The following is a 21,290-nucleotide window of genomic DNA, read 5'->3' on the forward strand; positions in this document are numbered from 1 at the left end:
TGATGTTGCCGGTACTTCCTCGATTTCGCTTCGCCTTGCTGGCTGCGGCCTGCGTCTTGAGCCTGGCCGGTTGTGCCGGGAGCGTGCAACCTGAAATCAAGCGCCTGCCCGAGCGTGTCGAGCTCAACGGCAGGTTCTACCGTGGCGAGGCTTACCAGAGTGGGCCGCAAACCCTGGCCAGCCTGCTGTTCCAGCAGGGTGTCGTGATCACGCCGGGGTTGCTCGACAAGCCGTTGCATTTGCCGGGTGCCGAAGCGCAGCTGCAGCAGAACATGTCTAAGCTGGCGCGTGAATACGGCATGGTCGTGTACCCGCTGGACAGCAACTTGCCGGCGTTGTTGACCCAGGTCGCGGCGGGTTATCCGGTGTTGTTGCGCTATACCGAGGGTTCGGCCTTCTGGAAGGAGCCCAGGTACGCCATTCTTGCCGGGTACAATCGCCAGAAGCAGACTGTGCTGCTGCGCTCGGGCATGAACCGTCGCCTGTTGCTGGACTTCAACGCCTTTGAGTCGGCCTTCAAGGACGCGGGCGGTTGGGCCGTACTGATCCAGGCGCCGACCCAGGTTCCCGCCAGTGTCGACCGGCAGCGCTGGCTGAGTGCGGCCAATGACCTGGCCCAGGCGGGGCAGGAGCAGGCTGCTGCCCGGGCGACCGGGGCGTTGAACGCCCAGCCATGAGAAACGGCGCCCAGAGGCGCCGTTTTCGATGAGGGGCCTGACGGGTGTCGGGGCCTTGATGAGTGCGTTACTCGGCGGTCTGTGCCACGCCGGTCTGGCGGCTTTTCAGGTTCTTGTTCGCTTTGTAGTGCAGGGCCGCTGCCGGCACCGGGCTGCTCTTGCCGGTTTCAACCCACTGGCGGATGCGGGTGGCGTCGGCAAAGTGGGTGTATTTGCCGAAGGCGTCGAGAATCACCAGTGATACCGGGCGATTCCCCATGCGGGTGACCAGTACCAGGCAGTGCCCCGCCTTGTTGGTGAAGCCGGTCTTGGTCAGCTGGATATCCCAATTGTCCTTGCGGACCAGGTGATCGGTGTTGCGAAAGCCCAAGGTATAGCTGGGTTTGCGGAACGCCACGGTTTTTTCCTTGGTGCTGCTCAACTCACTCAACATCGGGTACTTGCGCGCCGCTTGCAGCAGTTTGCTCAGGTCCCGTGCCGTGGACACGTTGCTGGTGGACAGGCCGGTAGGCTCGACGTAGTGGGTGCTGGTCATGCCTAGCGCCTTGGCCTTGGCGTTCATGGCGGCAATAAAGGCGGCATAGCCACCCGGGTAGTGGTGGGCCAGGCTCGCGGCCGCGCGGTTTTCCGAGGACATCAGGGTGATCAGCAGCATTTCCTTGCGCGACAGCTCGCTGTTGAGCTTGACCCGCGAGAACACGCCTTTCATTTCCGGAGTGTTGGTGATGGTTACGGAAATGTATTCATCCATATTCTGCTTGGCTTCCAGCACCACCAGGCCGGTCATCAGCTTGGTCACCGAGGCGATGGGCACCACGACATCGGGGTTGCTGGCATAGACGATTTTGTTGGTCTGCAAGTCGATCAGCATGGCGCTGCCCGAGGCGATATGCAGTTTCGAGGGGTCGCGAGGTGCCGCAGTGGTTTCACCAGCATCGACGTTCGACGTGATGACAGTGCCTGAAAATGCAAACAAGAGACTCAGGATAGAAAGACGGATTTTCACGCGAGTGGACTCGATAAATGTGGGTATGCCGTTGTGCAACGGGCTTTTTCCAGAAAAACGTTACATTTTATGAGCGTAGTTGAGGAACTGTCGAATGTTCTTCGGAGGGCAGATGAAAGTCCTTGTTTTCGGCTAAAAAACAGGGGTTTTCGACGAATAGCCTTTAGGCCGTCCACAAACGAGAAACCCCGCCGGGTGGCGGGGTTTCTCGTAGGGCACCGGTGAAGCGTTGCACTCAGCCGTGCAGGGTTTCCGCCGCGTAGAGCGTGTTTTCCAGCAGGCAGGCACGGGTCATCGGGCCAACGCCGCCAGGTACCGGGGTAATCCAGCCGGCGCGGGGCAGGGCGGTGTCGTAGATCACGTCGCCGACCAGCTTGCCATCTTCCTGGCGGTTGATGCCGACGTCGATGACGATGGCGCCTTCCTTGATCCACTCGCCCTTGACCAGGCCCGGCTTGCCGGCGGCCACGACCACCAGGTCGGCGCGGCCGACGTGGCCGGCCAGGTCCTTGGTGAAGCGGTGGGTGACGGTGACGGTGCAGCCGGCCAGCAACAGCTCCATCGCCATCGGGCGACCGACAATGTTGGAGGCGCCGACCACCACTGCGTTCATGCCGTACAGGTCGGCACCGGTGCTTTCCAGCAAGGTCATGATGCCTTTGGGTGTGCATGGGCGCAGCAGGGGGATGCGTTGTGCCAGGCGGCCGACGTTATAAGGATGGAAACCATCGACGTCTTTGTCCGGGCGAATGCGTTCCAGCAGTTTGGAGGCATCCAGGTGTTCAGGTAGAGGCAGCTGCAGCAGCACGCCGTCGATGTTCGGGTCGTCATTAAGACGGTCGATCAGGTCGGTCAGGGCTTGCTGGGTGGTGTCAGCGGGCAGGTCATAGGCTTGGGAGAGGAAGCCGACCTCTTCACAGTCTTTACGCTTGTGCGAGACATAAACCTGAGAGGCGGGATCGCTGCCGACCAGGATCACCGCGAGGCCGGGCGTGCGCAGGCCTTGCTCGCGACGCTCGGCGACACGTTTGGCGATCTGCTGGCGCAGGCTGGCGGCGATCGATTTGCCGTCGATTAGTTGTGCTGTCATTGCGCGTGATTAACCATCGAGAGGGGGAAGAAAAGAGAGCGCATTCTCGCATGTCAGGGCGTGAGGGCAAAGGCGCTTGGTCTGCAAATTCCCCTAACCCCTTAAATAAAATGAATTTTTTTTAAAAAAGAGTTGACGACCTTCGGACTCACCTATAACATTCGTCGCACTTGTCGGGCACAGCCTAGCACTGGTTAAGAAGGTTGATCAGAATTGATGTTTGATTCGGTGAGACTGAAAGCACTTAGTTTGTAATCGTCCAAGAATACAGATTAACAAGGCGCCCGTAGCTCAGCTGGATAGAGCATCCGCCTTCTAAGCGGATGGTCGCAGGTTCGAGTCCTGCCGGGTGCGCCAATTAGGCAGCTTTGGCACAAGTAACGCAACATGGCAATATGGTGGGCGTAGCTCAGTTGGTAGAGCACGGGATTGTGACTCCCGTTGTCGAGGGTTCGATCCCCTTCGTCCACCCCATATTTAGAAAGGCGCCAGATTAATAGTCTGGCGCCTTTGCTTTAAAAGCTTGATACGCGGATGTGGTGGAATTGGTAGACACACTGGATTTAGGTTCCAGCGCCGCAAGGTGTGAGAGTTCGAGTCTCTCCGTCCGCACCAAACAAGTATTCGCAGTGATTTACCATAGTCCGCGAAACCCAACAGAAAGCCGCCTAGTGCGGCTTTTTTGTTGTCTGGACGTTCGTGGTCGTTCGCCACGATCCGCAAAACGTTAGTGCTTTCGCCAGTGTGGTCTTCTGGTGGTGTACCAATGTCCCCCGCTGACAGCGTCGCCAGGCGAGCAAAGTCCAGAACAGAACTTGTCTGCCTGCGGCACCATGCCTTTGCTGGCAGGGTGTCCGGACAGGTCTTCGGCGCGCCACCCTCCCATCGATCAACGTGCTGCGCATTGAAGGAAGCTTCTCAGTCGCATGGCAACGCCTGTCCGGCACGTGTGTCGAAAATCTGCCCTGGCTTGAGCGCATTGCGTGCTATGGGCGTGTTCATACCTTCCGCTACGCGGATCGCAGGGTATGGAGTGGGTTTTCCATTCGAGAGCTACGCGCGCACGGCCGATTTCATATGCCGCTGCAAGGGGGGGAGTCAGCATCAACGATCACCCGGTCATTCGCCGGGTGTTTTTTGGGGGGGGTGTTGAGATGTGGGCTATCCGCTATGCCACGACCAGCCAGCGGTAGGCAAAGATCGAAGCTGCTGATCATGAGCAGGGAGTCAGCAGCCTTGGCCGGGTCGTTTTGACGTCAGTGTTTTCGAGCTGAAGCGACCATTGGCCGTTCAGCTCGTACATGTCACTTGCGCACGTTCTGGAACAGCATCAGCCTTGAAGTTTCATGCATGCCACGGGTCAGCAGCGTCAGGCGTTTGAACTCTTCAGGGTGTTTGTCGGCCACGTTGTCCCGTGGAGTCGTTGAGGCGAGGTCGTGGAGGGTTGGCGAGCTGCCGTCGTGCTCCATCTGCACCATATAGTGTTGAGTCACGCCCGCAATCAGCGGGAACGTTCCCTCGCGTAATACCAGTGGTACCACGCGTTCACCTTCGGGGGCGGGCTGCTGAATGTCGCGCCCCATGCCGCTGTTGCGAAACTCAAGACCGACCATGCCCGCCACGGTTGGCAGCAAGTCCGCCAGGCCAACCGCTTCCTCGACCGTGCGCGTCCCAAGCAAACCTGGCGCGTGAATGATCATGGGGACTGCGTTGCTTTCCAGGCCCAGTTGCTCATAAGCCGGCGCCAGGAACGGGATCTGGGCGATTCGGGTGTTATGGTCGCCAAACAGCACGAAAATGGTGTTGTCGTAGTAGCCGCCTGCCTTGGCTATTTCCATCAGGCGCCCGATGTTGAAGTCCAGCAGGCGCACCGCGTTGTACTGTTCGACGCTGCGCGATCCGGCGGCCTGGACTTCGGCCAGGGTCGGGTGCTTGACCTCGAATCCATCGTTGGTCTTGGGGATCGTGAAGGGGCGATGGTTGCCGGCCGTCTGTACATAGGCAAAGAAGGGTTTGTCCTTGGGCAGTGCTTGCAGGACTTTGTCGGTTTCCTTGAACAAGTCCAGGTCCGAGATCCCCCAGACATCCACTGCCGGAGATTTCCAATCCCGTTCTTCGAGCAGGCGAACGCCGTCGATGCTTTGCCGAATCAAGGCATTCATATTGGCCCAGCCGGAGTTACCGCCAATGGTGTAGATCTTCTCGTAGTCGGCGAAGGCATTGATCAGGGTGTGCTGATTGGTGATCAGCGGATTGCGCGTTGCGGTTTCCTGACGCGTGACGTCAGGCACCCCGCTAATACTGGCCCAGACGGTTTTTGCGGTCCCCGTCACCGGCACATAGAAGTGCTTGAAGAACCAGCTCTGGGTGGCCAGGCGATCGAGATTGGGCGTCGGATTGATCGGGTTGCCGTAGGCCCCGACGGCGCTGGTGCCCAGCGATTCAAGCATGACAAACATCACGTTCGGTGGTCGCGAGCCCGGTACTTTGTAGGGTTGTGGTGCCTGGTGGCGTACGAAGTTCATGGTATGTGGATCGGGCTGATCAACACCCAGGTAGTTGGCCATGACCGCATAGTGCTCGCGCACCTGCGCTTCGTCATAGCGCGACTGACCGACCTTGACCGTGTCGTAGAGGAAAATCACCGGGTTCAGGCCCAGCGCAGCGATCTGGTTGTTGCCCGAGAAGAAGGCATCGCTCCAGCGCAGTGGAACAGGGTTTTCCAGGTTGATGTTTTCGACACGGCCCAAAATACCCAGTAGCACCAGCACGACCATCAATGCGCTGCCCCATGTAGCGGAGAGCGGGTGAATGGTTTTGCCGGGGCGGTCCAGTGTCACGCGTTCCAGGCGCACCAGGGCCAGTGTCACCACCGCGACTGTTGTCAGCCAGCCCAGTGAAATCCAGATGACTGGGTAGGATTGCCAGACCATGCCGCGGGATATTTGCGCATCATCGATGAAGCGCAGCACGGTAGCATTGATCCTTACGCCCAGGTAGGCGTAGTGGCCAAAATCGATGATGTAGACCAGCAGCAGGGCGCTGAGGGTGGCGGCCAGATATACCCGTGCGATCCGGCGCGCCAGGCGGCTGCTGACAAGGTTCCAGCGGGGGAGCCACGCCAGCAATGCCAGCGGCAGCATGACCAGGATGGCCAGGCGCAGGTCAAAACGAAAGCCGATGCCCAGGGTTTCCCCGACGGCCTGTTCGTCGATCAGGGCTCTGGCGTCGAAGCCGGAAAAGCCGAAAAAAAACACCACCCGCAGCAGCGCAAACAGCGCAAACACAATTGCCGTTGCGCCAAGCCAGTAATGCAAGCGTCTTGAATGTAGCCAGCCCATCCATGCTCCCCTATTGAGTAATGTCGTTGAGTTTCAAGCGGATCCGTTTGATGCGCCGCCGCGTAGCATGTTTAGCCGACCGTAGGTCCAGCGCGTGGCGCGTATCAACAGCGCCGTGCAGCAATACAGGCCGAGCAGTGGATCAATCAGGTAATCCCAGTAATTCTGCGAAGGCTTGATTTCGATAATGAAGGCGAGTGTCGCGCAGGCCAGCATCACGACGGCCAGGTAGTTACGCAGGTAAAACAGGCCCAGCGTGAGCAGTGCAACGAACAGCAGCATTGGGCGCGGGCTGAAGCCGAACCGATAAGGGTCCAGGTCGCTCAATCCCAGGGTTGCCGGATACAGCACCAGGGTCGCCGCGGCGAAGATCATCAAGACGCCGGCTTGACCTTGCGGGGCAGGCGGCAAGGCGTCCAGTCGGCGTAAACATCCCCAGGCCAGGAGTGCCAGGGTCGTGATCGCCAGGTCATCGATATGGCTGCGCAAGTACGCGGCCAGTGACAAGCCGTCAAGCGGTATGAAGCTGGCAGCCAGCAAGGCGAGCAAGAGCGTCAGACCGCCGACCCGCTTCAAGCCGAAAGAGGGTAGCAGCAGGAAGATGATCATTGCGAAGCTGATATGGGCCTGCCAGAGATTGGTCAATGGGCACGCTCCGCCAGCCACGCTTCGTTGAAGGTGACGTGTTTGATAAAGGTGTTGTTCCAGGAGTAAACCAGGTGATAAAGCCCGTCTGGACTGCGAATGAAGTAAGGGTATTCATATTCAAAGTCACACCCTTGTTTTTTACAGACGCGGCCGTTGAGGTTGTTCAGGAACTGCGCCTCCAGCGGTTGGCGCAGTGCGCCACTGGAGTCGCGAAACTCTTTGCCGATGATTTCCTTGTAGGCCTCGGGTGAAAACGCGTCACCCTCTGGGTCGGGTGATTTGTCCAGGTCTCGCAATGAATGCCAATCGGCCATTTCGGCGTCGGTCTTGTAAAGGCTCAGCTTGAAGCGCCCCTCCTGCAGGTCATTGAGTGCGACCAGCAACCCGTGCTCGGGCGTCGCGACGGCCGCCAGCGAGGAGTTCGGATTCGATGGATCGAGTGGGTAGGGTTCACTCCAGGTTTGCCCTGCATCTTCAGTGCGAGTCGCCAGTACGCGGTGGTGGGTGTCGCCGGCGTAACGCAGCATGGCGATACCGCGCTGCCCATCCAATGGAACCACTGTGGGTTGCAACGAGTTATTGCCGTGGCTGATGCGGTACTTATCGATCACTTCACCGTCTGCGCTCAAGTACAGGTACTCCGCAAACTTGCCCAGGAACTCGTGATAGACAGGCAAGCCGATAGACCCGTCGGCATGAAACACCGGCGCCGAGCGGACCAGGGTGCTGATGTTCAGAAAAGGTGAAGTGATCAATTGGCGTGGCGCGGACCATTGGCGACCAAAGTCACTCGAGACCATCACATTGACCGCACTACCGGCCCAGCCACCCATGGATACCGATACGTAAAACAACCAAAGACGATTGTCCGGCGCGAGGGCAACGACCGGGTTACCCAGTTTGCGAATGTATTTTCGGGTGCCCTGTTCAGTCGAATCCCGAGTGACCAGTACTTGTTCTGCGCCCCATTCGCCGGTTTTTGCGTCAAAGCGGGCAGAGCGCACCTGCACATCGGCTGCGCCTTCGCGAGTGCCAGCGAACCAGACCGCCATCAGGCTGCCGTCAGGCAGGGCGGTTACTGCCGAAGAGTGCACGAAGTCCACAAGCCCGGAAGAGGCGAATCGGCTGGTGTAAATGGGCTTGGCGGCATCGGCCACGGCCGGCACCGGTTTCATCAAGGCAAACGTGGAATGCACCGGGGCGGGATGGGTGAGCCATGCGGCGAAAAACAAGCAACAAAGGACAAAGTAGCCACCGAAAACGGGGCTGGGGCGTTTGATGCGCATACTTAAGGCATCTCCTGGCCCGATCAAGCGCCGCAAAGTATCACGGCGGGACGCCAGTCTGATTGCATTGGGCTGTTACATTGTAAGTGAATGCTGCTGTTTCTTGACCTTTTTGCCGGAGCCGTGCGTCGGACGATACTGTCAGTGCAGGTTCAGACTGCTCAATTCCAGCCACCCTCCGACGTCGAGTGGGTAATCCATCTTCATATGTGGTGTGAGGCATGGAGGTGCCTATGAAGCCGGGGTGGTTCACATGTCGAAAATCCTCCAGGGGGGGTTCAGCGTAGCCGCATGGGACGGGCGCAGCAGGGAGGGGCTGTTCGGTCGGCAGAGTATCGGGGCAGTGGCGTCAATAAAAACCGAGCATTCTCAATGCCTTGGCGGTAGAATCGCAGCCCGTTTCGGTTAAGTCGAACTGGTCTGGCGGCAACGGATCAGTACAACTTGTAAGTACACTTGAAGGGGGCTTGCGTTGTCAGGTCCAGCAATGGCGGGAGTTTTCGGGTTTGTTTCGAGTCTCTCCGCCCCCTGCAAGTAGCTATTTGATAGCAGAAAACGGCGCAGTTCCTGAAAAGGCCTGCGCCGTTTTTGTTTCGGTCGTTCGAACTTTTTCGATATGACGGTGGATTTTGTGCTGGTAGGGTGTGCGGCTCGTCGAAAACATGTTTCACGATGATGCCTGATTTGCCCGTCGGTCTCCTGGCGAGACCGCAACCAGGGAGAAGCCGACCGGTTCCTTCTATATATAGAAGGGGTGGTGCAGAGCCCTGGCGTGATTCGCTGTATTTGCTCTCATGGCGAGGCTCAACCGTTTGTCCTCGCCGCTAAATGGCCTGCTGCGTTTTTACCCGTTTTCAGTAGGGTGACTTCTTGAGTTTGACCCACTAGAATGCATGCCCTTGATTCTGGGGTCGGAAACGGCCGGCTAACGTCTGTGCAACGAGGAATATCCATGCAAGTTTCTGTTGAAAATACTTCTGCTCTTGAGCGCCGCATGAGCATCACCGTGCCAGCTGAGCGCATTGAGACTCAAGTCAACAAGCGTCTGCAGCAGACTGCCCAAAAGGCCAAGATTGCAGGCTTCCGTCCTGGCAAAGTGCCGATGAGCGTGATCCGTCAGCGTTATGAAGCTGATGCGCGTCAGGAAGCTGTAGGCGACGTGATCCAGGCTTCTTTCTACGAAGCCATTGTCGAGCAAAAGCTGAACCCGGCTGGCGCTCCTTCGGTAGAGCCAAAAGTCCTGGAAAAGGGCAAGGACCTGGAATTCGTAGCAACGTTCGAAGTGTTCCCTGAGTTCACCGTTGCCGGTTTCGACTCCATCGCGGTCGAGCGCCAGAGCGCTGAAGTGACTGACGCCGACCTGGACAAGATGCTGGACATCCTGCGCAAGCAGAACGTTCGCTTCGAAGCCGTTGAGCGTGCTGCTCAGAACGAAGACCAGTTGAACATCGATTTCGTTGGCAAGGTTGACGGTGAAGTCTTCGCCGGTGGTTCGGCCAAGGGTACCCAGCTGGTTCTGGGTTCCGGCCGCATGATTCCTGGCTTCGAAGAAGGCCTGGTGGGTGCGAAGGCGGGCGAAGAGCGCGTTCTGAACCTGACCTTCCCGGAAAACTACCAGAACCTGGACCTGGCTAACAAAGCAGCCGAGTTCACCGTGACCGTCAACTCGGTATCCGAGCCGAAACTGCCTGAGCTGACCGAAGAATTCTTCGCCCAGTTCGGTATCAAGGAGTCGGGTATCGACGGTTTCCGCGCCGAAGTTCGCAAGAACATGGAGCGTGAGCTGCGTCAGGCGATCAAATCCAAGGTCAAGAATCAGGTAATGGACGGTCTGCTGGCCGCCAACCCGATCGAAGTGCCAAAGGCGCTGCTGGAGAACGAAGTGAACCGTCTGCGCGTGCAGGCTGTTCAGCAGTTCGGTGGCAACATCAAGCCTGATCAACTGCCGGCCGAGCTGTTCGAAGAACAAGCCAAGCGTCGCGTTGTGCTGGGTCTGGTCGTGGCTGAAGTGGTCAAGCAATACGACCTCAAGCCTGACGAAACCCGCGTTCGCGAACTGATCCAGGAAATGGCTTCGGCCTACCAGGAGCCAGAGCAAGTTGTGTCCTGGTACTACAAAAATGACCAGCAACTGAACGAAGTTCGTTCGGTTGTGCTGGAAGAGCAAGTTGTGGATACTGTTCTGCAGAAAGCTAGCGTGACCGACAAATCGGTCTCTTACGAAGAAGCAGTCAAGCCGGTAGAAGCTCCACAAGCCGACTGATTGATTTTGCGTTAGAAGCACACACCATAAGCCAGCTCTCGAGCTGGCTTATGCGTATTCAAGACATAACTATTTGGGAGTGACTGCAGAGCATGTTCCGTAATTCGTATATTCAGCAGAACTCTGATATCCAGGCCGCAGGCGGTCTGGTCCCGATGGTTGTCGAGCAGTCCGCTCGTGGCGAGCGCGCCTACGACATTTACTCGCGCCTGCTCAAGGAGCGTGTGATCTTTCTGGTTGGCCCGGTAGAGGACTACATGGCCAACCTGATCTGTGCGCAACTGCTGTTCCTTGAAGCGGAAAATCCGGACAAGGACATCCATCTCTATATCAACTCCCCGGGCGGTTCGGTGACTGCGGGTATGTCGATCTACGACACCATGCAGTTCATCAAACCCAACGTGTCGACCACCTGTATCGGCCAGGCGTGCAGCATGGGCGCGTTCCTGCTGACGGCCGGTGCTCCTGGCAAGCGTTACTGCCTGCCGAACTCGCGAGTGATGATTCACCAGCCACTGGGCGGTTTCCAGGGCCAGGCGTCGGATATCGAAATCCATGCCAAGGAAATCCTCTTCATTCGTGAGCGCCTCAACACGTTGATGGCCAAGCACAGCGGACGCACCCTTGAAGAAATCGAGCGCGATACCAACCGCGACAACTTCATGAGTTCAGAAGCCGCGCGTGAGTATGGCTTGATCGATGAAGTGATCACCCAGCGCCCCGCTTAAAATAAGCAGCTCAAAACAGGCTGGTCGGCTGGTCTGATCACTGGCGGGCTTGAAAAAGCCCGCAATAGCCTTCATCTTGTGTTGCAAGCCTATCGAATTTGGATCGAACGAATGACTGACACCCGCAACGGCGAGGACAACGGCAAGCTGCTCTATTGCTCCTTCTGTGGCAAAAGCCAGCATGAAGTACGCAAATTGATTGCCGGCCCCTCGGTCTTTATCTGCGACGAGTGCGTCGACCTGTGCAATGACATCATCCGTGAGGAGGTGCAGGAAGCCCAGGCCGAGAGCAGCGCGCATAAATTGCCTTCGCCTAAAGAAATCAGCGGCATCCTTGACCAGTATGTGATTGGTCAGGAGCGTGCGAAAAAGGTTCTGGCCGTAGCGGTGTACAACCACTACAAGCGCCTCAACCAGCGTGACAAGAAGAGTGACGACGTCGAACTCGGCAAGAGCAACATCTTGCTGATCGGCCCGACAGGCTCGGGTAAGACCCTGCTTGCCGAAACACTGGCTCGTTTGCTGAACGTTCCGTTCACTATCGCCGACGCAACCACCCTCACCGAGGCGGGTTACGTGGGTGAGGATGTCGAGAACATCATTCAGAAGCTGTTGCAGAAGTGCGATTACGACGTGGAAAAGGCCCAGATGGGCATTGTCTATATCGATGAAATCGACAAGATTTCGCGCAAGTCCGACAACCCGTCGATCACTCGGGACGTTTCCGGTGAAGGCGTGCAGCAGGCCCTGCTCAAGTTGATCGAAGGCACGGTCGCTTCCGTTCCGCCACAAGGCGGTCGCAAGCACCCGCAACAGGAATTCCTTCAGGTCGACACCCGTAACATCCTGTTCATCTGCGGTGGTGCGTTCTCCGGTCTGGAAAAGGTTATTCAAAACCGTTCCACCAAGGGCGGTATCGGTTTCAACGCGGAAGTGCGCAGCAAGGAAGAAGGCAAGAAGGTGGGTGAGTCCCTGCGTGAAGTCGAGCCTGACGATCTGGTCAAGTTCGGTCTGATCCCGGAATTCGTCGGTCGTCTGCCGGTCCTGGCGACGCTTGACGAGCTCGACGAGGCTGCGCTGATGCAGATCCTCACCGAGCCGAAAAATGCTCTGACCAAACAGTATGCCAAGCTGTTCGAGATGGAAGGCGTAGACCTGGAGTTCCGCTCCGACGCCCTGAAATCGGTCGCCAAGCGCGCACTGGAACGCAAGACCGGTGCTCGTGGATTGCGTTCGATCCTCGAAGGCGTACTGCTCGACACTATGTATGAAATCCCCTCGCAGTCCGAGGTGAGTAAAGTAGTGATCGATGAAAGCGTTATAGAAGGCAAGTCCAAGCCACTGTTTATCTACGAAAACAGTGAGCCGGCTGCCAAGGCAGCGCCAGACGCGTAAGCGTCGCACTGCTGGTTTAAAGAAGGGGCCTACGGGCCCCTTTGCTTTTAGCGGGTTCAGTGCCTTCTTTGAGCTTGTTTTTTTTCAAGGCAGCCCCCATCTTGGTTTCAAGCTTACTTCCATCTGTTTACGGCCTTATGGCCGCCGTAGAGGCGAAATCATGAAGACAACCATCGAATTGCCTCTCCTGCCATTGCGTGATGTCGTGGTTTATCCGCACATGGTTATCCCGCTGTTCGTGGGGCGCGAGAAATCCATCGAAGCCCTCGAGGCCGCGATGACGGGCGAGAAGCAGATCCTTCTGCTGGCCCAGAGAAACCCTGCTGACGACGATCCCGGCGAAGATGCACTTTATCGTGTAGGTACTATCGCGACCGTTCTGCAACTGCTCAAGCTGCCTGATGGCACCGTCAAGGTGCTGGTCGAAGGCGAGCAGCGCGGCGCTGTCGAGCGTTTCATGGAAGTGGACGGCCACTGCCGTGCCGAAGTTTCGCTGATTGACGAAGTCGACGCGCCCGAGCGCGAGTCGGAAGTGTTTGTCCGCAGTTTGCTGTCGCAGTTCGAACAATACGTTCAACTGGGCAAGAAGGTTCCCGCCGAGGTCCTGTCGTCGCTCAACAGCATCGATGAGCCTGGCCGCCTGGTCGATACCATGGCTGCCCATATGGCGCTGAAAATCGAGCAGAAGCAGGAAATCCTCGAGATTCTCGACTTGTCGGCCCGGGTCGAGCACGTCCTGGCCTTGCTGGATGCCGAAATCGACCTGCTGCAAGTCGAAAAACGTATTCGTGGCCGCGTCAAAAAGCAAATGGAGCGCAGTCAGCGCGAGTACTACCTGAATGAGCAGATGAAGGCCATTCAGAAAGAGCTCGGCGACAGCGAGGAAGGTCACAACGAAGTCGAGGAGCTGAAAAAGCGCATCGACGCCGCGGGCCTGCCAAAGGACGCCCTGGCCAAAGCCCAGGCTGAGCTGAACAAGCTCAAGCAAATGTCGCCGATGTCGGCTGAAGCGACCGTGGTGCGCTCCTACATCGACTGGCTGGTGCAGGTGCCGTGGAAGGCACAGAGCAAGGTGCGTCTGGACCTGGCCCGCGCAGAAGACATTCTCGACGCCGACCACTACGGTCTGGAAGAAGTCAAAGAGCGGATTCTCGAATACCTCGCCGTGCAAAAGCGCGTGAAGAAAATTCGCGGTCCGGTGTTGTGCCTGGTTGGTCCTCCGGGTGTAGGCAAGACCTCCCTGGCAGAGTCGATTGCCCACGCGACCAACCGTAAATTTGTCCGCATGGCCTTGGGTGGCGTGCGTGACGAAGCGGAAATTCGTGGTCATCGCCGTACTTACATCGGTTCGATGCCCGGAAGATTGATTCAAAAGATGACAAAGGTGGGCGTGCGCAACCCGCTGTTCCTGCTCGACGAAATCGACAAGATGGGCAGCGACATGCGTGGCGATCCGGCGTCGGCGTTGCTGGAAGTGCTCGATCCCGAGCAGAACCACAATTTCAACGATCACTATCTGGAAGTCGACTACGACTTGTCCGATGTGATGTTCCTGTGCACCTCGAACTCGATGAACATCCCACCGGCATTGCTGGACCGGATGGAAGTGATCCGTCTGCCGGGCTACACCGAAGACGAGAAGATCAACATTGCCGTCAAATACCTTTCGCCTAAACAGATTCAGGCCAACGGCCTGAAAAAAGGCGAGCTGGAATTCGACGCCGAAGCGATCCGCGACATCATTCGCTACTACACTCGCGAAGCCGGTGTACGTGGCCTTGAGCGCCAGATTGCCAAGGTCTGCCGCAAGACGGTCAAAGAACATGCGCTGGAAAAACGCTTCTCGGTGAAAGTGACCGCCGACATGCTCGAGCACTTCCTCGGCGTGCGCAAATTCCGTTACGGCCTGGCCGAGCAGCAGGATCAGGTGGGTCAGGTCACGGGCCTGGCCTGGACCCAGGTGGGCGGCGAATTGCTGACCATCGAAGCGGCCGTGGTGCCTGGCAAGGGGCAGTTGATCAAGACCGGTTCGCTGGGCGATGTCATGGTCGAATCGATCACTGCAGCCCTCACGGTGGTACGCAGCCGTGCGAAGAGCCTGGGGATCCCGCTGGACTTCCATGAGAAGCGCGACACCCACATCCATATGCCGGAAGGGGCGACGCCCAAGGATGGCCCTAGCGCGGGTGTAGGCATGTGCACGGCGCTGGTATCGGCCCTGACCGGGATTCCGGTGCGCGCCGATGTGGCCATGACCGGTGAAATCACCTTGCGTGGCCAGGTGCTGGCGATCGGCGGCCTGAAGGAAAAACTGTTGGCGGCACACCGTGGCGGGATCAAGACGGTGATCATTCCTGAAGAGAACGTACGCGATCTGAAGGAAATTCCGGACAATATCAAGCAGGATCTACAGATTAAACCGGTTAAATGGATTGACGAGGTCCTGCAAATTGCGCTGCAATACGCGCCGGAGCCCTTGCCGGATGTGGCTCCCGAGATAGTCGCGAAGGATGAAAAACGCGAGTCTGACTCTAAGGAAAGAATTAGCACGCATTAGTACGTATTTGCCTGGGGGGCTTCCTTGACAGTTTTTTAGAGCCCTTGTTATAAAGCGGCTCTTAAGTGTCTGTAGGCCATTCAGCACTCGTTTTTGCTTTCACCAAAAAACTTAGAATCATCTCAAATAGATATAAGGGGACTTAGAGTGAACAAGTCGGAACTGATTGATGCTATCGCTGCATCCGCTGATATCCCGAAAGCTGCTGCTGGCCGTGCGCTGGACGCTGTAATCGAATCCGTCACTGGCGCTCTGAAGGCCGGCGACTCTGTTGTTCTGGTGGGTTTCGGTACTTTCTCCGTCACTGATCGTCCAGCTCGCATCGGTCGTAACCCTCAGACCGGTAAGACTCTGGAAATCGCAGCCGCCAAAAAGCCAGGTTTCAAAGCCGGTAAAGCACTGAAAGAAGCTGTTAACTAAGCCTCACTCGGTTTTTTGCCTATCCGGGTCGGGTCTATGCCTGACTTGGCAGCGGAGCGGTAGTTCGGTCGGCCAGAATACTGGCCTGTCACGCCGGGGGTCGCAGGTTCGAGTCCCGTGTCCGCTCCGCCAGTTACGAGAAGGCGCATCCTCGGATGCGCCTTTCTTCTATCCGGATTCTACCCACGCTCCACGGTTGCCTAATTTTTGAAGTTCAACCGTTTCTGGGGGACGCATGCTGCAGAATATCAGGGACAATTCACAAGGCTGGATTGCCAAGACCATTATCGGGATCATCGTTGTACTGATGGCGTTCACCGGTATCGAGGCCATTTTCCAGGCGACGACCAACAGCCAGGACGCGGCCAAGGTCAATGGTGAAGTCATCAGTCAAAGCGAGCTGAGCCAGGCGGTCGACATGCAACGCCGCCAGCTTATGCAACAACTGGGCAAGGACTTCGATGCTTCCTTGCTCGACGAAAAAATGCTGCGTGAATCGGCGCTCAAGGGCCTGATCGATCGCAAGCTGCTGCTGCAAGGCGCGCAAGATTCGAAATTCGCTTTCTCCGAAGCGGCTTTGGATCAGGTGATCCTGCAAACGCCTGAGTTCCAGGTGGACGGCAAGTTCAACAGCGATCGCTTCGACCAGGTGATCCGTCAGCTGGGTTACAGCCGTATGCAATTCCGCCAGATGCTGGCTCAGGAAATGCTGATCGGCCAGTTGCGCGCGGGCCTGGCGGGCAGCGGTTTTGTCACCGATGCACAGGTACTGGCTTTCGCCCGTCTGGAAAAACAGACCCGCGACTTCGCGACCCTGAACGTCAAGGCAGACCCTGCGGCCGTGAAACTGACCGACGAAGAGGTCAAGGCTTACTACGACGAGCACGCCAAGGAGTTCATGACGCCCGATCAGGTAGTCATCGATTACCTTGAATTGAAGAAGGCCTCCTTCTTTGACCAGGTGACCGTCAACGACGAAGAGCTGCAGGCGGCGTATCAGAAAGAGATCGCCAACCTGGCCGAGCAACGCCGGGCTGCGCACATCCTGATCGAAGTCAACGACAAGGTGAACGAGGCGCAAGCCAAGGCCAAAATCGAGGACGTTCAGGCACGCCTGGCCAAAGGTGAAAGCTTCGAGGCATTGGCCAAGGAGTTCTCCCAGGACCCGGGTTCGGCTGCCAACGGCGGTGACCTGGGTTATGCAGGTCAGGGTGTCTACGATCCAGCCTTTGAAACAGCGCTGTACGCGCTGAACAAGGACCAGGTGTCGGCGCCGGTTCGTACGGACTACGGTTTCCACCTGATCAAGCTGCTGGGCGTTGAAGCGCCTGAAGTACCCAGCTTCGACAGCCTGAAAGGCAAGCTGACCCGCGAGCTGAAAACCCAGCAGGTCGAGCAGCGTTTCGTGGAAGCGACCAAGCAGTTGGAAGACGCATCCTTTGAAGCGTCCGACCTGGCCCAGCCTGCCGCGGACCTGAAGCTGATCGTCCACACGTCTGCGCCATTCGGCCGTGAAGGCGGTGAAGGTGTGACGGCCAACCGTGCCGTGATCGCTGCGGCGTTCAGCCCGGAAGTGCTGGATGAAGGTGCCAACAGCACCGCCATCGAACTGGACCCGGAAACGGTCATCGTGCTGCGTGCCAAAGAGCATCGCAAGCCTGAGCAACTGCCGTTGGCCAGCGTCGATGCCGCTATCCGCGGGCAATTGGTCAAGGAGCACGCCAGTGCAGCCGCCAAGACCAAGTCCGATGAGCTGGTTGCCAGCCTGCGCGACGGCAAGACGGCGCTCGACAGCCTGAGCTGGAAAGTCACCGAAGCGGCCACCCGTGGCCAGGAAGGTGTCGACCCGGCCGTGCTGCAAGCCTTGTTCCGCATGCCAAAGCCTGCGGCCAAGGACAAGCCGTCCTTCAGCAGCGTGACCCTGCCTGATGGCAGCCTGGTGATCGTGCGCCTCAATGGCGTGAACGAAGCCGCCGCACCGACTGAAGAAGAGAAGGCTCAGTACCGTCGCTTCCTGGCATCGCGTGTGGGTCAGCAAGACTTTGCTGCCTACCGCAAGCAACTGGAAAGCGAGGCAGACGTCAAGCGCTTCTGATGCCTGACGTACTGGCTGAGTAACCCCGAAGACCCCGGCAGTGATGCCGGGGTCTTTTACTTTGTGCGCCTCAAGGCCGGGCGGCGAAACTACGGGTGTTCGTCGATCATCGGTGCGCGCGACTTTTTCCGGAAAATCGTGGTCAGTAGTGGTGTAACGGGTGCAAGCCACTAATCCATGCGCCGTAACGGGTCGAACTGTTGCACAATACGCCCCGGGTCGTTTTTTTCAGGATGTTCAATGTTCAAATCATTTCATGTGCGTGCCGCCGGGCTGGCGTTGATGTTGGCAGCGGTCGCCGGCTGTTCGAAGGATCAGGCCATCTATGAGCATGAAAACTTCGATGATTCCGGGACGTTTTCGCGCAAGTACCCGGTGACTGATGTGGCGACGTGCGAGGCGGCCCGTCGGGCGTTGCTCAGCCAGGGCTATATCATCACCAGTTCCGATCCGAAACTGATCAGCGGTCACAAGAGCTTTCAGCAGACGGGCGAAACCCACATGGAAATCAGCTTCAATGTGGTCTGTGCCGAGGACAGCAGCCATCACGCGACGATGTTTGCCAACGCCTTGCAGGATCGTTATGCGCTGAAGAAAACCAACAACTCCGCCAGCCTGGGTGTGGGTGTGCTGGGTTCGGTGTCGATGCCGATCGGCTCCTCCGACGACTCGATGGTCAAGGTCGCCAGTGAAACCGTGACCTCCGGGAAGTTTTACGAGCGGTTTTTTGCCCTGGTCGAACTGTTCCTGCCACCTGATGTGAAAAAAGCAGCGCACATTCCCGAGAAGCCAAAGACTGAGCTGGGTGTACCAGAACCCAAGGCAGCCCCCGCCGCGCCGGCACCGGCAGCGGAACCAACGCCCGCCCCAGCCCCGGAACCGACACCCGCGCCGATCATCGAGCCGACTCCGTCACCGGCAACCCCTTCGGTCGTCGAGCCGGCGCCTGCAATGCCCGTGGCGGTCGAGCAGGCACAACCGGTATCGACGGCCTCCGAACCGGTTGCCGCGCCAACCGAAGCTGCCGCAATCACGCCTGTGACCCATGTCGAGCCCGCGCCAGAACCGCAAGTCGTTAACTCAAGCGCGTTACCCGCCCCAAGTGAACCGATCCCTGCCTTGCCGTCCTCCGGCCAGTAATCCGAATCCGGCGTTGCGCAATCGAAGGCCGGTTACGCAGCGTTTCTCCAGCGATGCGCGCGCCGGGTCGCGCGGGTTGATGTGCGTCAACCTCTGTACGAGTTGTCCCGTGATAAATTCTTCGGTGCCTGCTACGTTTTATCAGCAGGTGCTGGCGTTCGCCTCCGTCATTTTTTGTTCATGCGGGCACTTTATGCTGATGGCGAAGGTCAAGGGTTAAACGGTTTTCAACACGACTCAGGAAGGACATCTCAATGGACGATTATCAAGAAGAGCTGCTGGAATACCGGGCGTTCGAACTGGACCCCCTGGAACCGGCCGAAGACGCAACGGAGTTGTAAGAGGTACCGCTACAGGCTACAAGCTGCAAGTTTTCAGTTTCAGGCCGATTGCCTGTGACTGCGGCGAAACTCGCCGGGTGTCTGGTTGTTCCAGCGCTTGAACGCGCGTTGAAAAGCTTCGGCCGAGGCGAACCCCAGCAGGTAGGCGATCTCGCCAAAGGCCAGTTCGGTGTCGCGGATATAGGTCATGGCCAGATCGCGGCGGGTGTCGTTGAGAATCGCGCGAAACTGCGTGCCTTCTTCGGCGAGCTTGCGCCGCAAGGTCCAGGTCGGCAGTTTCAAGCGTGCCGCCACTTCTTCCAGGTCGGGTTCACGACCACCATTGAGCAACGGTCCCAGCAGCGCGGTGATGCGTTCACGCAGGCTGCGGGTGCGGGTCAATTGCTCCAGTTCCCGTTCACACAGTTGCCACAGGTGTCGCCAGGTACTCGGGCAATGTTCCGGGTTGCGCTGGGCCAGGCTGGCCTGGCTGAGGCGCAACTGGTTCTGCTCGGCACCGAACTGCAACGGGCAATCGCCCAGCAGCGCGTACTGTTCGCGGTAATCCGGTTCACTGAACTCGATGTCGATCCGCTCGGCACGCAAGGGTTCAGGGCTGACGCTGGACAGTTGCTGCAACCAGCCGGCGATGATCGAGTCCACCACAAAGCGGTTGTAGGCGTTGTACGGGCTGATGGAGTAGAACCGTAGCCAGGCCCCCTGTGCGTCCTCATGGAAGCTCGACTGGCCGCGATAGTTGGAACCGTATAAGGCCTCGAAGCGAATCAGGCAACGGGCCGCCTCGCGGACGGTTGGTGCCTGGGCGGCGGTGACGCCTGCCAGCCCGGTCTGGCTCAGGCGGCTGAGCCGGCCCATGCGCAGGCCCAGCGCCGGGTCGTTCGTCAGCTGGATCGCCGCATGGCCCAGGCGCATGTAGCGCGGAATCGACAAGCGGGCGCCAGCTTCAGCCAGGCGCGCGGCATCGAGGCCGTATTGTTCCAGCAGGGGCTGCGGGTTCAAGCCGTGGCTGCGTACGGCGTCCGCCAGGCTGTGGACGAAGCCGACCGACAGGTCACCGAGGCGCATCGGCAGCGGTTTCATGGGTTACAACCAGAGATTGAGCAAGCGCGCACCGCGGGCTTCGCTGTCGCCAAAGTGCCGGCCATGGCTGCTCAGGAAGCTTTGTCCCGCGCTGCCCCGGTCCCAGAATTGCCCGCGCAGGAACACGCTGACGCCGGCACTGGCCTGGCTCAACGGTGGCTGACTGGTCAGTGTCAGGCGATGCCAAGCCTGGCCTTCACTGAGTTCGCCAGGTTTGAGGCCGACATCGCCAGGCGTCGATGACCCCTGATAACCCCGCCAGGGTTTGTCCCAGCCAGAGCGACCCCTGACAAATGCCGGCACGGCGATCAGCTGTGCGCCCTGGTCGTTGAGTGTGCGGTAGTTGCCCGGGTACCAGCTGTCGTTGCCGATCAGCACACCCAGGCGCCCGGCAGGAGTGTCGACGACTTGCAGCGCACGCTCGGTGCCTGGCTGGATGTAGCCTTGTCTCTCAGGGTCCGGGTACAACTGGCGCTGCGGCTGGCCCAGGGGCACCCCGTCACGGCCAAATACCAGGCTGGTGTTGTACAGCGGGCCGCGCCCGACACGTAATGTGCCGTCGTTGACGCTCGGTTCGGGCAGCACGATGCTGCCGGCCACCAGGGTCACGCCGAACGCCTTGGCCAGCCCGCCGAACAGGGCCTGGTACTGGCTCGCCATGTCCTTGGCCTTCATGCGCAGGTGCGCGTCATCCAGGCGGTTGTCACCCTTGGCGCTGATTACGGCACTGACGAAGGACAGGGGATTGCTCACCGCGAGCCAGTTCATGGCTTCCTCAAGTGTGGCGGCCTGGTACAGCTCGTCTTTTTCGCCGCTGAGCATCAGCCAGGTGCCGATGTGTTCGGGCAGCACCACGATGGTCTTTTCGTTGAGCAGGCCTTGTTCGCGCGCATGCTGCAAATAGGCCGCGAGCTTGCGATGCAGGCGTTCGGGGCTTTGATAATCGGTGGGGAACAGCTCGGGCTGGATGCCCAGCAGATTGCCGCGGTCGCTCGGTACACCCTGGTCGACGGCGAGGGTGATCCGCAGGTCGGACAGGTAATGGCCCATCGGGCGTTGCGCTGTCCACATGGCGTAGCTGGTGATGATGGCGAGCAGCGCCATGGAGAAGGTCAGGTACAGAAGTTTGCGCATGGGAAAACAGTCGATGGCTGTATGCAGGGTTCGGTGCCTAGGGTAGGCCCCGGGCTGGAGAATGCCAAGGGGTGCTGCACGTTTTGATC

At 58.5% G+C, this 21,290-nt stretch carries 15 protein-coding genes, 4 tRNA genes and 1 pseudogene; 13 read left to right on the plus strand and 7 right to left on the minus strand.

The window, feature by feature from the left end:
- The first annotated feature begins 2 nt into the window (after positions 1–2).
- On the plus strand, positions 3–677 hold the full coding sequence (locus tag AC3WQN_RS00640; protein ID WP_103399302.1) for a peptidase C39 family protein: 675 nt from the start codon (positions 3–5) through the stop codon (positions 675–677).
- A gap of 67 nt (positions 678–744) precedes the next feature.
- Here AC3WQN_RS00640 and pbpG read toward each other — a convergent pair whose 3' ends face one another.
- On the minus strand, positions 745–1,683 hold the full coding sequence (gene pbpG / locus AC3WQN_RS00645; protein ID WP_103399301.1) for a D-alanyl-D-alanine endopeptidase: 939 nt from the start codon (positions 1,681–1,683) through the stop codon (positions 745–747).
- Between the two features lie 235 nt (positions 1,684–1,918).
- Positions 1,919–2,773 carry a bifunctional methylenetetrahydrofolate dehydrogenase/methenyltetrahydrofolate cyclohydrolase FolD gene (gene folD / locus AC3WQN_RS00650; protein ID WP_095078887.1) on the minus strand — a complete coding sequence of 285 codons (855 nt, stop codon included), beginning with the start codon at positions 2,771–2,773 and terminating at the stop codon, positions 1,919–1,921.
- Positions 2,774–3,053: 280 nt separating this feature from the next.
- On the opposite strand from folD, the gene AC3WQN_RS00655 reads away from it, so the two are divergent.
- The 4 genes and pseudogenes from AC3WQN_RS00655 to AC3WQN_RS00670 form a co-directional block, all read left to right on the plus strand.
- Positions 3,054–3,130, plus strand: a tRNA-Arg gene (locus AC3WQN_RS00655).
- Between the two features lie 41 nt (positions 3,131–3,171).
- Positions 3,172–3,247, plus strand: a tRNA-His gene (locus AC3WQN_RS00660).
- Between the two features lie 56 nt (positions 3,248–3,303).
- Positions 3,304–3,388: transfer RNA gene (locus AC3WQN_RS00665), tRNA-Leu, on the plus strand.
- 208 nt (positions 3,389–3,596) lie between these two features.
- Positions 3,597–4,027, plus strand: a pseudogene (locus AC3WQN_RS00670) (DNA adenine methylase); the annotation flags it as partial.
- 50 nt (positions 4,028–4,077) lie between these two features.
- On the opposite strand, the gene AC3WQN_RS00675 reads toward AC3WQN_RS00670, so the two are convergent.
- Genes AC3WQN_RS00675 through AC3WQN_RS00685 form a run of 3 tightly spaced genes read right to left on the minus strand, consistent with a single transcriptional unit; the run spans position 4,078 to position 8,048 of the window.
- Complete coding sequence (locus tag AC3WQN_RS00675; protein WP_103399300.1) at positions 4,078–6,114, minus strand: LTA synthase family protein; 2,037 nt, start codon at positions 6,112–6,114, stop codon at positions 4,078–4,080.
- A 33-nt stretch (positions 6,115–6,147) separates the two neighbouring features.
- Entirely contained in the window at positions 6,148–6,759 is a 612-nt protein-coding gene (locus AC3WQN_RS00680) for a hypothetical protein (protein WP_103399299.1), read from the minus strand.
- Entirely contained in the window at positions 6,756–8,048 is a 1,293-nt protein-coding gene (locus AC3WQN_RS00685; RefSeq protein ID WP_103399298.1) for a sialidase family protein, read from the minus strand. Before AC3WQN_RS00685 ends, AC3WQN_RS00680 begins: the two co-directional genes overlap by 4 nt.
- Positions 8,049–9,000: 952 nt before the next feature.
- On the opposite strand from AC3WQN_RS00685, the gene tig reads away from it, so the two are divergent.
- The 8 genes from tig to AC3WQN_RS00725 all read left to right on the plus strand — a co-directional run bounded on the left by tig (position 9,001) and on the right by AC3WQN_RS00725 (position 18,646).
- Complete coding sequence (gene tig, locus AC3WQN_RS00690) at positions 9,001–10,311, plus strand: trigger factor (RefSeq protein WP_103399297.1); 1,311 nt, start codon at positions 9,001–9,003, stop codon at positions 10,309–10,311.
- Positions 10,312–10,403: 92 nt separating this feature from the next.
- Positions 10,404–11,039 carry an ATP-dependent Clp endopeptidase proteolytic subunit ClpP gene (gene clpP / locus AC3WQN_RS00695; RefSeq protein ID WP_095078892.1) on the plus strand — a complete coding sequence of 212 codons (636 nt, stop codon included), beginning with the start codon at positions 10,404–10,406 and terminating at the stop codon, positions 11,037–11,039.
- A 111-nt stretch (positions 11,040–11,150) separates the two neighbouring features.
- The gene (clpX, locus tag AC3WQN_RS00700; RefSeq protein WP_103399296.1) at positions 11,151–12,434 is read left to right on the plus strand and encodes an ATP-dependent Clp protease ATP-binding subunit ClpX; all 1,284 of its coding nucleotides are present in this window, start codon (positions 11,151–11,153) and stop codon (positions 12,432–12,434) included.
- Positions 12,435–12,594: 160 nt separating this feature from the next.
- Positions 12,595–14,991, plus strand: a complete 2,397-nt coding sequence (gene lon / locus AC3WQN_RS00705; RefSeq protein WP_095143662.1) for an endopeptidase La — start codon at positions 12,595–12,597, stop codon at positions 14,989–14,991.
- 147 nt (positions 14,992–15,138) lie between these two features.
- The gene (locus AC3WQN_RS00710; RefSeq protein ID WP_002552737.1) at positions 15,139–15,411 is read left to right on the plus strand and encodes an HU family DNA-binding protein; all 273 of its coding nucleotides are present in this window, start codon (positions 15,139–15,141) and stop codon (positions 15,409–15,411) included.
- Between the two features lie 53 nt (positions 15,412–15,464).
- Positions 15,465–15,543: transfer RNA gene (locus AC3WQN_RS00715), tRNA-Asp, on the plus strand.
- 103 nt (positions 15,544–15,646) lie between these two features.
- On the plus strand, positions 15,647–17,506 hold the full coding sequence (locus AC3WQN_RS00720; protein WP_103399295.1) for a SurA N-terminal domain-containing protein: 1,860 nt from the start codon (positions 15,647–15,649) through the stop codon (positions 17,504–17,506).
- A gap of 240 nt (positions 17,507–17,746) precedes the next feature.
- Positions 17,747–18,646, plus strand: coding sequence for a DUF2242 domain-containing protein (locus AC3WQN_RS00725; RefSeq protein WP_492589367.1), 900 nt, complete (start codon positions 17,747–17,749; stop codon positions 18,644–18,646).
- A 380-nt stretch (positions 18,647–19,026) separates the two neighbouring features.
- On the opposite strand, the gene AC3WQN_RS00730 is transcribed toward AC3WQN_RS00725, so the two are convergent.
- Together AC3WQN_RS00730 and AC3WQN_RS00735 are read right to left on the minus strand one after the other, a co-directional pair.
- Positions 19,027–20,067, minus strand: coding sequence for an AraC family transcriptional regulator (locus tag AC3WQN_RS00730; RefSeq protein WP_103401257.1), 1,041 nt, complete (start codon positions 20,065–20,067; stop codon positions 19,027–19,029).
- 3 nt (positions 20,068–20,070) lie between these two features.
- Complete coding sequence (locus AC3WQN_RS00735; RefSeq protein WP_103401258.1) at positions 20,071–21,201, minus strand: nitrilase-related carbon-nitrogen hydrolase; 1,131 nt, start codon at positions 21,199–21,201, stop codon at positions 20,071–20,073.
- Positions 21,202–21,290: the final 89 nt, after the last annotated feature.

The organism is Pseudomonas sp. FW300-N1A1 (genome assembly GCF_058789115.1).